The sequence below is a fragment of the Pelomonas sp. KK5 genome, from assembly GCF_001984095.1.
In the GTDB taxonomy this organism is placed as follows: Bacteria; Pseudomonadota; Gammaproteobacteria; order Burkholderiales; family Burkholderiaceae_C; genus KK5.
The window spans coordinates 1-10625 of the sequence record NZ_LYVQ01000226.1; the positions used below are offsets into that span (position 1 = coordinate 1).

Consider the following 10625-nt stretch of genomic DNA (forward strand, 5'->3'; position numbering starts at 1 on the left):
GTGCGCACCTATGCGCTGAACGCCGCGTCGGTGGCGCTGCTGCGCGAGCTGCGCGTCTGGGACGCGCTGCCGGCCGACGCACTGTCGCCGGTCTACGACATGCAGGTGGCCGGCGACCGCGCCGGCGCGCTGCTGGAGTTCTCGGCCTGGCAGCAGGGCGTGGCCGAGCTGGCCTTCATCGTCGACGCCGCCGCGCTGGAGCAGCAGCTCGACGCGGCCCTGCGTTTCTCGCCCCATGTGCAGGTGCTGCACGACACCACTAACGTCCAGGCTCAGCTGACCGCGCTGTGCGAGGGCCGCGATTCCGCCGCCCGGGCCGCCCTGGGCGTGCGCTTCGAGTCGCGCAGCTACGGGCAACTGGCGATCGCCGCCCGGCTGGTGTCCGACCAGCCGCACCAGGGCACGGCCCGCCAGTGGTTCCGCGCGCCGGACGTGCTGGCGCTGCTGCCCTTCGAACGGCCGGCGCCGGGCGCTTCCTACGGCCTGGTCTGGTCGCTGCCCGAGGCGCGGGCGGCCGAACTGCTGGCCTGCGATGCCGCCAGCTTCGAGGCCGCGCTGAACGAGGCCACCGGCGGCGCTGCCGGCCACCTGCGCCTGGGCAGCGCGCGAGCGGCCTGGCCGCTGGCGCTGGGCCGGGCGGACGCCGTGGTCGGCCCCGGCTGGGCGCTGCTGGGTGACGCGGCCCATGTCGTGCATCCGCTGGCGGGCCAGGGCCTGAACCTGGGCCTGGCCGACGTGGCCGCGCTGGCCCGCGTGATCCGCGAGCGCGAGCCCTGGCGGCCGCTTTCCGACGAACGCCTGCTGCGCCGCTACGAACGCGAGCGCCTGGCCGACAACTGGCTGATGGGCGAGGTGACCGACGGGCTGCAGCGCCTGTTCGCGAGCCCCGCGCCGCTGGCCCGCACGCTGCGCAATACCGGCCTGTCGGCGCTCGATGCCGCGGCGCCACTGAAACGCTGGCTCACCGGCCGAGCACTGGGAATCTGAAAGAAAGACGATGACGATGTACCGAGCAGTCCGATTTCCGAAGTGGCTGGCGCTGGCCGGCCTGATGGCGGCCCTGCTGGGCGCGGCCCAGGCCAACGAGGCGGTGATCCGCAAGAGCCTGCCCGAGAAGCTGGCCAACCTGCCCAAGATCGACGAGGTGCGGCCCTCGCCGATACCGGGCCTCTGGGAAGTGCGCTTCGGCAGCGAGATCCGCTACACCGATGCCACCGGCTCCTACCTGATCGAGGGCGACCTGATCGACCTGAAGGCGCGCAAGAATCTCACCGAGGAGCGCGTCAACAAGCTGAACCAGGTGGACTTCGCCACGCTGCCGGTGAAGGACGCGATGGTCTGGAAGAGCGGCAAGGGCACGCGCAAGATCGCCGTCTTCGCCGATCCCAACTGCGGCTACTGCAAGCGCTTCGAGAAGTCCCTGCAGGACGTCAAGGACATCACCGTCTACACCTTCCTGATCCCCATCCTGGGCGGCGATTCGCCCGAGAAGACGCGCGCGATCTGGTGCTCCAAGGAGCAGATGGCCACCTGGCAGAGCTGGATGCTGGACGGCAAGGCGCCGCCGAAGACGATGGGCGCCTGCGACGAGACCGCCATCGAGCGCAACCTGGCCCTGTCGCGCAAGCTGCGCATCAACGGCACGCCCGGCGTGATCTTCGAGGACGGCTCGCGCGCGCCCGGTGCGCTGACCGCCGAGCAGCTCGAGCGCCGCCTGCTGCCCGCCGCCAAGTCCTGAACGACCGACATGAATCCTGCCGTCACCGCCGCCGTCCCCATCGAGACCGCCGCCACGCCGAACCGCCTGGCCCTGCGCCTGGCCTATGCGGGCCTGGTGCCCTTCGTCATCGGCACGGCGCTGGTCTGGCTGATCGGCGGCCGCGACCTGGACCAGCACACCTTCGTCACCACCTCGCTGTCGTCCTACGCGGCGCTGGTGATCTCCTTCCTCGGCGGCATCTATTGGGGCCTGGCGGCGCGCCAGACGGCCCCCGTGTCGTCCCGGCCCTTCGTGATCGGGGTGCTGCCGTCGGTGGTGGCCTGGATCGGCGTGCTGATGCCGCCTTACTCGGGGCTGGTGGTCCACGGCGCGATGCTGGTGGCCGGCTACCTGATCGACCGCCGCTACTACCCGCAGCTCGGTGCCGCCGCCTGGCTGACGCCGCGCTTCCGGCTCAGCGCCGTGGCCGCGCTGTGCTGCTTTCTGGCCGCCGCGGGCAGCTGATCGATGGCACCGGTCCGGTACGAGATCGCGCTGGATGAAGCGCGTGACCACGTCTACCGCGTCACGCTGACGATCGACGCTCCCGCCGCGCAGCAAGTCGTCAGCCTCCCGGCCTGGATTCCAGGCAGCTACCTGCTGCGCGAGTTCGTTCGCCACCTGAGCGGGCTGCACGCCGAGCAGCAGGGCCGGGCCGTGCCGCTGCAGCAGCTGGACAAGGCCACATGGCGGGCCGGCTGCGCAGCCGGCGTGCCGCTGACACTGAGCTACCGCGTCTACGCCTTCGACACCTCGGTGCGCGCCGCCTGGCTGGACAGCCGGCGCGGCTTCTTCAACGGCACCAGCCTGTGCCTGCGCGTGCACGGGCAGGAAGACGGCGCCCATGGGCTGCGCCTGCGCGGACTGCCCGAAGGCTGGCGGGTGGCGACCGGCATGTCAGTCGACGGTGACGGTTATGTCGCTGCCGGCTACGACGAACTGGTCGACCATCCGGTCGAGCTCGGTGCGTTCTGGCAGGGCCGGTTCGAGGCGGGTGGCGTCGAGCACCGCTTCGTCGTCGCCGGGGCGCTGCCGTCCTTCGACGGCGAACGCCTGCTGGCCGATGCCCGGCGGATCTGCGCCGCGCAGATCGAGTTCTGGGGTTGCGCGCCCTTCGGCGAGACGGGCTATACCTTCCTGCTGAACGCCGTCGACGAAGGCCATGGCGGCCTCGAACATCGTGCCAGCACCGCGCTGATCGCGCCCCGCCGCGACCTGCCGCGCCTGGGCCAGCCGGAGACCAGCGAGGGCTACGTCACGCTGCTGAGCCTGATCAGCCACGAGTACTTCCACAGCTGGAACGTCAAGCGGCTGCGCCCCGCTGAATTCCGGCGTTATGACTACGAGCGCGAGAACTACACCGAGCTGCTGTGGTTCTTCGAGGGCCTGACGTCCTATTACGACGAGCTGTTCCTGGTCCGCATCGGCCTGATCGACGAGGCGCGCTACCTGAAGCTGCTGGCCGGCCACCTCAACGGCGTGCAGGCCGCGCCGGGCCGCAAGGTGCAGAGCCTGGCGCAGGCCAGCTTCGACGCCTGGATCAAGTACTACCGGCCCGACGAGAACTCGCCCAACAGCACGATCAGCTACTACGCCAAGGGCGCGCTGCTGGGCCTGGCGCTGGACCTGACGATGCGTGCTGCCGGTGGCGGCGCGAGCCTCGACGCGCTGATGCGCGAGCTGTGGCGCAGCAGCGAAGGCGGGCCGATCTCCGAGGCCGACGTGCTGGAGGCGGCCACCCGGCTCGGCGGTGCCGAACTGGCTGCGACACTGCGCGACTGGGTCCATGGCACCGACGAGCTGCCGCTGCAGCCGCTGCTCGCGGGTGTCGGCGTGAACTGCCGGGCCGAGCGGGCCACGACGGCCCAGCGGCTGGGCCTGCGCGTCAGCGAGAGCGCGCTGACCGGCGCGCGGGTGAGCCAGGTGCTGGCCGGTTCGGCCGCGCAGGCGGCGGGCCTCTGCGCCGGCGACGAACTGCTGGCCTGCAACGGCTGGCGCCTGCGCCGGCTGGACGATCTGCTGCCCACGCAGGCGGCCGGCGAGAAGAAGGCGCTGCAGTTGCTGGTCTCGCGTGACCAGCGCCTGCTGGAGCTGGCCGCCGAGCTGCCCGATACGCCCCCCGGCGGCGCGCCGCTGGCCCTGGCCCCGGACGACAAGGCCCCGGCCGCTGCGCTGCGCCGGGCATGGCTGCAAGGCGGCTGAGAGCCGCACTGGCCGCGGGGTTGGCGGCGGCGGTGCTGCTGGCGCACCTGGCCGTGATCTCGCAGCTGCCCGGTGGCGACTGGCGGGCCATGGCGCCGCTGCCGCCGCCGCTGAACGTGAGCTTCGTCAGGCCGATGCAGGTGCAGGCGGCGAAACCGGCGGCACGCCCGTTCCGGCGCATGCCCCTGCCGAGCAACCGGACCGAACCGGCGCCCGTCGAGCCCCCGCAGACGCCGCTCGAATCCGCCGTTGGCGATGAACTGCTGGCCGGCCTGCCGCCGCTGGCGCCCGACCTCGGCGCCGATGTGGAGCCCGGCCCCGAATGGCCGCTGTCCACCCGCCTCAGCTACCGGCTCAGCGGCAACTTCCGCGGCCCGGTCAGCGGGCATTCCAGCGTCGAGTGGCAGCGCCAGGGCAGCCGCTACCAGGTGCGGCTGGTGGTGGCCGTGGGCCCGAAGATCGCGCCCCTGGTCTCGCGCGCGATGGTCAGCGAGGGGCAGCTGACGCCGCAGGGCATCGCGCCGCAACGCTTCGACGAGGACACCCGCGTGCTCTTCGCCCCGCGCCAACGCCGCACGCTGCGCTTCGAGCCCCAGCGCATCACCTTCCCCGACGGCCGCGACGAGCGCGCACCCGCGGGCCTGCAGGACTCGGCCAGCCAGTTCGTGCAGCTGACCTGGCTCTTCCTCACCGGCCGCCAGCAGATGCGGCCGGGGCTGGTCGTCGAGCTGCCGCTGGCGCTGCCCAGGCGCCAGTACCTGTGGGGCTACCGCGTGCTGGGCGAGGAGCGTCTGGACACGCCGCTGGGGCGGCTCGCGGCCTGGCACCTGCAGCCCACCCGCGCCCCGGGCGGCGGTGACCTGGTGGCCGAGGTGTGGCTGGCGCCCTCGCTGCAATACCTGCCGGTGCGCCTGCTGATCCGCGAGGACGGCGAGAACTTCGTCGACCTGATGCTGGACGAGGCGCCCTTGCAGGAGGCTCCTATAGTTCAGCCATCCGAAATCAAGAAGGAGTCGACCGCACCATGAGCTACGAATGCATCCTCACCGAAGTGCGCGGCGAAGGCGCCCGCAAGACCGGCCTGATCACGCTGAACCGCCCCAAGCAGCTGAACGCGCTGAATGACCAGCTGATGGACGAACTGGGCCAGGCCCTGCTCGCCTTCGATGCCGACGAGGCCATCGGCTGCATCGTGCTGACCGGCTCCGAGCGCGCCTTCGCCGCCGGCGCCGACATCCCGACCATGCTGCCCCACACCTTCATGAGCGCCTTCAAGAGCGGGCTGATCTCGAAGAACTGGGAGACCATCCTGCAGGTCCGCAAGCCGGTGATCGCCGCGGTGGCGGGCTTCGCCCTGGGCGGTGGCTGCGAGCTGGCGATGATGTGCGACTTCATCATCGCCGCCGACACGGCCAAGTTCGGCCAGCCCGAGATCAAGCTGGGCATCATCCCCGGCGCCGGCGGCACGCAGCGCCTGCCCCGCGCGATCGGCAAGAGCAAGGCGATGGACATGCTGCTGACCGCACGGATGATGGACGCGGCCGAAGCCGAGCGCGCGGGCCAGGTCTCGCGCGTGGTGCCGGCCGCGGATCTGATGACCGAGGCGTTGGCCGCCGCCGAGACGATCAACGGCTTCAGCGGCCCTTCGGTGATGCTGATCAAGGAGCTGGTGAACCTGGCCTACCAGGCGCCGCTGAGCGAGGGCGTCGGTGTCGAGCGGCGCTACTTCCACGCGCTGTTCGGCAGCGACGACCAGCGCGAGGGCATGGGCGCCTTCCTGGAGAAGCGGGCGCCGCAGTTCAGGCAGTCCTGAAAGCAGAAGAGGCCCCGCGGGGCCTCTTCTTTTTCCATCAGCCTTCCCGACGCAGGGCGGGGAAGAGGATGACGTCGCGGATCGACGGGCTGTCGGTGATCAGCATCATCAGCCGGTCGACGCCGATGCCGCAGCCGCCGGTCGGAGGCATGCCGTATTCCAGCGCGCGGATGAAGTCGGCGTCGAAGAACATCGCCTCCTCGTCGCCAGCGTCCTTGTTGGCCACCTGCGACTGGAAGCGCGCGGCCTGGTCCTCGGCGTCGTTCAGCTCGGAGAAGCCGTTGGCGTACTCGCGGCCGGTCATGAACAGCTCGAAGCGCTCGGTGATCTTCGGGTTGCTGTCCGAGGCGCGGGCCAGCGGCGAGACCTCGACCGGGTAGTCGATGATGAAGGTCGGGTGCCAGAGTTGCTCTTCCACCACCGCCTCGAACACGCCGAACTGCAGCTCGGCCAGGCCCCAGTGCTTGGGCGCTTCCTCGCCGTGCTTCTTCATCACCGCGCGCAGCACCTCGGCGTCATCCGCCTCGGTTTCGCTCAGGCCCGCGTGGACGATCAGCGACTGGCGCACCGACAGCCGCGTGAAGGGCTTGTCCAGGTCCACCGGCTTGCCGTTGTAGGTGATGGCGGCGCTGCCGGTGGCCGCGATGGCGGCGTGGCGCAGCACCTGCTCGGTGAAGTCCATCACGTCGTGATGGTTCCAGTAGGCCGCATAGAACTCCATCATCGTGAATTCGGGGTTGTGCCGAACCGAGATGCCTTCGTTGCGGAAGTTGCGGTTGATCTCGAACACGCGCTCGAAGCCGCCGACGATCAGCCGCTTCAGGTACAGCTCCGGCGCGATGCGCAGGTACATCTCCTGGTCCAGCGCGTTGTGGTGCGTGATGAAGGGCTTGGCGTTGGCGCCACCGGGGATCGGGTGCAGCATCGGCGTCTCGACCTCGAGGAAGCCGTTGTCCACCATGTACGAGCGGATGGACGACACGGCCTTCGAGCGTGCGACGAAACGGGCACGGGCGCTGTCGTCGCTGATCAGGTCGGCGTAGCGCTGGCGGTACTTCTGTTCCTGGTCGGCCATGCCGTGGAACTTGTCGGGCAGAGGGCGCAGGCTCTTGGTCAGCAGGCGCAGCGTCGTCACCTTGACCGACAGCTCGCCGGTGCGGGTGCGGAACAGCGTGCCCTCGGCGCCGACGATGTCGCCCATGTCCAGGTGCTTGAACTCGGCATAACTGTCTTCCCCGACGGCATCCTTGCTGACGAAGAGCTGGATGCGGCCGGTGCCGTCCATCAGCGTGCCGAAGGAGGCCTTGCCCATCACGCGCTTGAGCATCAGCCGGCCCGCCACGCTGACGGCCACGCCCTGGGGCTCCAGTTCCTCGTTGGCGACTTCGCCGTATTGCTCCTGCAGCGGCTGCGCGCGGTGCTGCGGCTTGAAGTCGTTCGGGAACGGCACCGCGGTCTTGGCGCGGATGGCGGCCAGTTTCTCGCGGCGTTCGGTGATCAGCTTGTTCTCGTCGGGCGCGGCGGGGGTGGTCGTCGTGTTCATGGATGGGTTCGGAATTGAGGGCGGGATTTTAGTGTGTGTGGCTACGTAGAATCCCGGCCCATGCTGATTCCCGACCGCCCCGTCCGTTTTGCCCTTGTTGGCTGCGGGCGCATTTCCAAGAACCACATCGAGGCCCTGGCCCGCCACGCCGGTCGCGCCGAGTGGGTGGGCGTGTGCGACACGAATGCCGCCGCGCTGGCTGCAGCGGCCGCTGCCACGGGCGCGCCGGGCTTCGCGAGCCTGGCCGCGCTGCTGGCCGGCTGCGAACCCGACGTGGTCGTGCTGGCCAGCCCCTCAGGCCTGCATTCGCAGCAGGCCATTCAGGTCGCCGCCGCCGGCCGCCACGTGCTGACCGAGAAGCCGATGGCGACGAAGTTCGAGGAAGGCATGGCCATGGTGCGCGCCTGCCGCGATGCCGGCGTCAAGCTCTTCGTCGTCAAGCAGAACCGGCTCAACGAGACGGTGCAACTGGTCAAGCGGGCGATCGAGCAGGGCCGCTTCGGCCGCATCTTCCTGAGCACCGTCAACGTGTTCTGGACCCGCCCGCAGAGCTACTACGACGCCGCCAAGTGGCGCGGCCGCTGGGATCTCGATGGTGGCGCCTTCATGAACCAGGCCAGCCACTACGTGGACCTGCTGGACTGGCTGGTCGGCCCGGTGGACAACGTCCACGCCTACACCGCCACGCTGGACCGCGACATCGAGGCCGAGGACACCGGCGTGATGAGCCTGCGCCTGCGCCACGGCGGCCTGGCATCCATCAACGTGACGATGCTGACCTATCCGCAAAACCTCGAGGGCTCGATCACCATCCTCGGCGAGAAGGGCACGGTCAAGATCGGCGGCACCGCGGTCAACAAGATCGAGCACTGGGAATTCTCGGAGCCTCGCCATGACGACGATGCCGTCAAGGCAGCCAGTTATGAGACCGCCAGCGTCTATGGTTTCGGCCATGCGGCTTACTACGACAACGTGATCCGCACGCTGCGTGGCGAGGGCGATGCCGCGGTCGACGGCTACGAGGGCCTGCGCTCGCTGGAGATCCTGGTGGCCGCCTATCGCAGCGCGCGCGACGGCCAGCGCGTCGGTCTCCCTCTGGTGTTCTGAGCAAGCTATGTGGAAACATGAATCGGCCATCGTCGACGATGGCGCGCAGATCGGCGAAGGCACCAGGGTCTGGCACTTCGCCCATGTGAGCCCGGGTGCGCGCATCGGCGCGGGCTGCTCGCTGGGGCAGGGCGTCTACGTCGGCAACGACGTGCAGATCGGCAATGGCTGCAAGATCCAGAACAATGTGTCGGTCTACGACGCGGTGACGCTGGAAGACGATGTCTTCTGCGGCCCCAGCATGGTGTTCACCAACGTCTACAACCCGCGCGCCGCCGTCGTGAAGAAGGCCGAGTACCGCCGCACGGTGGTGCGCCGGGGCGCCACGCTGGGCGCGAACTGCACGATCGTCTGTGGCGTGGAGATCGGGCGTTATGCCTTCGTCGGTGCAGGTGCCGTGGTCCAGAAGAACGTGCCCGATTTCGCGCTGATGGTCGGCGTGCCGGCGCGGCGCATCGGCTGGATGAGCCGCCATGGCGAGCGGCTCGAATTCAATGACGCGGGCGAAGCCGCCTGCCCCGCCACTGGCGAGAAGTACCGCCTGAGCGGCGACACCGTGGAGTCCCTGTGAGTTCTTTGCCCTTCATCGACCTGAAGTCCCAGTACGCCGCGCTGAAGACCAGCATCGACGCCCGCATCCAGCGCGTGCTGGACCACGGCCAGTACATCATGGGCCCCGAGGTCAAGGAGCTGGAGACGGCGCTGGCCGCGCGGGTCGGCGTGAAGCACTGCATCACCGTCGCCAGCGGCACCGAGGCGCTGCTGATCGCGCTGATGAGCCTGGACCTGCAACCGGGCGACGAGGTGATCACCACGCCCTTCACCTTCGCCGCCACCGCCGAGACCATCGTGCTGGCCGGGCTGAAGCCGGTGTTCGTGGACATCGAGCCGGACAGCTGCAATATCGACGTGTCGAAGATCCGGGCCGCGATCACGCCGCGCACGAAGGCCATCATGCCGGTGAGCCTGTACGGCCAGGTGGCCGACATGGACGAGATCAATGCGCTCGGCCTGCCGGTCATCGAGGACGCGGCGCAGAGCTTCGGCGCAAGTTATTGGGCCCCCCAGTCGCTGCGCTCTGGCCCCCAAGGGGCGCTGCCCGCCTTGGGGCGGCCCGGCGGCGGGCACAAGGTCCGCCAGAGCTGCGGCCTCAGCACCTGGGGCGCCACCAGCTTCTTCCCCAGCAAGCCGCTGGGCTGCTATGGCGACGGCGGCGCGCTGTTCACCGACGACGACGCGCTGGCGCAGGCCGCGCGCGAGATCCGCGTGCACGGCCAGAGCCAGCGCTACACGCACACGCGCCTGGGCGTCGGCGGCCGCATGGACACGCTGCAGTGCGCGGTGGTGCTGGGCAAGCTCGAGCGCTTCGACTGGGAGATCGAGCGCCGGCTGGCGATCGGCGAGCGCTACCAGCGGCTGCTTGCGGAACTACCGCTCCAGCGCCTGGCCGTGCGGCAGGACCGCGACTGCGTGTGGGCGCAGTTCACCGTGATGGTCGATGAACGCGCGAAGGTGCAGGCGGCGCTGAACGCGGCCGGCATCCCGACGGCGATCCACTATCCGAAGCCGCTGCATCGCCAGCCGGCCTATGCGCAGGACGTTTCAATGCCGCAGGCCGAACGGGCCGCGGAGCGTGTCATCAGCCTGCCGATGAGTGCGGACCTCACCGAGGCGCAGCAGGATCAGGTCGTGCAAGCATTGATGCAAGCGCTGGAGTAGATGCGCTCCAACCTGCTGCGTTCCACGCTGACGCTGCTGGCCGGCGGCGCGCTGGCGCAGGCGCTGCCCCTGCTACTGGGGCCCTGGCTCACGCGGCTGTACACGCCGGCCGAGTTCGGCCAGTTCGCGCTGGTCTGGACCGTGGCGGCGAACCTGGCCGTGGTCGGCTGCGCGCGCTACGAGTTTGCGCTGCCGATGGAGCCCGACGAGGGCGAGGCGGCGCGGCTGATGGCGCTTTGCCTGCGGGTGCTGGCGGTGGTCGTGCTGGCCGCCGTGCTCGTCGGTGGCGCCTGGGCGCTGTGGCAAGACCTGGCCCTGGCCTGGTGGCTGCCACTGGCGGTGCTGGCCGGCGCCGCCTCGCAATGGCTGACGCTGTGGGCCACGCGGGCGCAGCGTTTTCGGCTGCTGGCCGCGGCGCGGGTGCTGCAGTGGGGCGGCGCGGCGGTGCTGCAACTGCTGCTCGGCCTGGCCCGCTTCGGCGG

10 protein-coding genes and 1 pseudogene are annotated in these 10625 nt (G+C 69.9%); 10 read left to right on the forward strand and 1 reads right to left on the reverse strand.

What is annotated here, in order from left to right; genetic code table 11:
- The 6 genes from B0W88_RS25635 to B0W88_RS25660 all read left to right on the forward strand — a co-directional run.
- Positions 1 to 987, forward strand: a 987-nt coding sequence (locus tag B0W88_RS25635; protein WP_144006969.1) for an FAD-dependent monooxygenase, incomplete at its 5' end; no start/stop codon positions are given.
- A 16-nt stretch (positions 988 to 1003) separates the two neighbouring features.
- Positions 1004 to 1738 (forward strand): DsbC family protein, encoded by a 735-nt coding sequence (locus B0W88_RS25640; protein ID WP_198937935.1) that lies wholly within the window; start codon positions 1004 to 1006, stop codon positions 1736 to 1738.
- Positions 1739 to 1747: 9 nt separating this feature from the next.
- A complete protein-coding gene (locus tag B0W88_RS25645) occupies positions 1748 to 2224 on the forward strand; it encodes a DUF3429 domain-containing protein (protein WP_077037440.1) in 477 nt (158 codons plus the stop codon).
- Between the two features lie 3 nt (positions 2225 to 2227).
- On the forward strand, positions 2228 to 3961 hold the full coding sequence (locus B0W88_RS25650) for a M61 family metallopeptidase (RefSeq protein WP_077037441.1): 1734 nt from the start codon (positions 2228 to 2230) through the stop codon (positions 3959 to 3961).
- Positions 3943 to 4989 (forward strand): DUF3108 domain-containing protein, encoded by a 1047-nt coding sequence (locus tag B0W88_RS25655; RefSeq protein ID WP_083749070.1) that lies wholly within the window; start codon positions 3943 to 3945, stop codon positions 4987 to 4989. The genes B0W88_RS25650 and B0W88_RS25655 overlap by 19 nt, the downstream gene beginning before the upstream one ends.
- Positions 4986 to 5774 carry an enoyl-CoA hydratase gene (locus B0W88_RS25660; protein ID WP_077037443.1) on the forward strand — a complete coding sequence of 263 codons (789 nt, stop codon included), beginning with the start codon at positions 4986 to 4988 and terminating at the stop codon, positions 5772 to 5774. The genes B0W88_RS25655 and B0W88_RS25660 overlap by 4 nt, the downstream gene beginning before the upstream one ends.
- Before the next feature lie 37 nt (positions 5775 to 5811).
- On the opposite strand, the gene lysS is transcribed toward B0W88_RS25660, so the two are convergent.
- Positions 5812 to 7317, reverse strand: coding sequence for a lysine--tRNA ligase (gene lysS / locus B0W88_RS25665; RefSeq protein WP_077037444.1), 1506 nt, complete (start codon positions 7315 to 7317; stop codon positions 5812 to 5814).
- 60 nt (positions 7318 to 7377) lie between these two features.
- Between lysS and B0W88_RS25670 the strand changes: the two genes are divergently transcribed.
- From B0W88_RS25670 to B0W88_RS25685, 4 genes and pseudogenes are all read left to right on the forward strand, one after another.
- Positions 7378 to 8424 carry a Gfo/Idh/MocA family protein gene (locus B0W88_RS25670; RefSeq protein WP_144006970.1) on the forward strand — a complete coding sequence of 349 codons (1047 nt, stop codon included), beginning with the start codon at positions 7378 to 7380 and terminating at the stop codon, positions 8422 to 8424.
- Between the two features lie 7 nt (positions 8425 to 8431).
- Positions 8432 to 8995: an acyltransferase gene (locus B0W88_RS25675; protein ID WP_077037445.1), complete on the forward strand. Its 564-nt coding sequence runs from the start codon at positions 8432 to 8434 to the stop codon at positions 8993 to 8995.
- A gap of 5 nt (positions 8996 to 9000) precedes the next feature.
- Positions 9001 to 10143 carry a DegT/DnrJ/EryC1/StrS aminotransferase family protein gene (locus B0W88_RS25680; RefSeq protein ID WP_077037446.1) on the forward strand — a complete coding sequence of 381 codons (1143 nt, stop codon included), beginning with the start codon at positions 9001 to 9003 and terminating at the stop codon, positions 10141 to 10143.
- Positions 10144 to 10625, forward strand: a pseudogene (locus tag B0W88_RS25685) (polysaccharide biosynthesis protein); the annotation flags it as partial. It abuts the gene before it with no gap.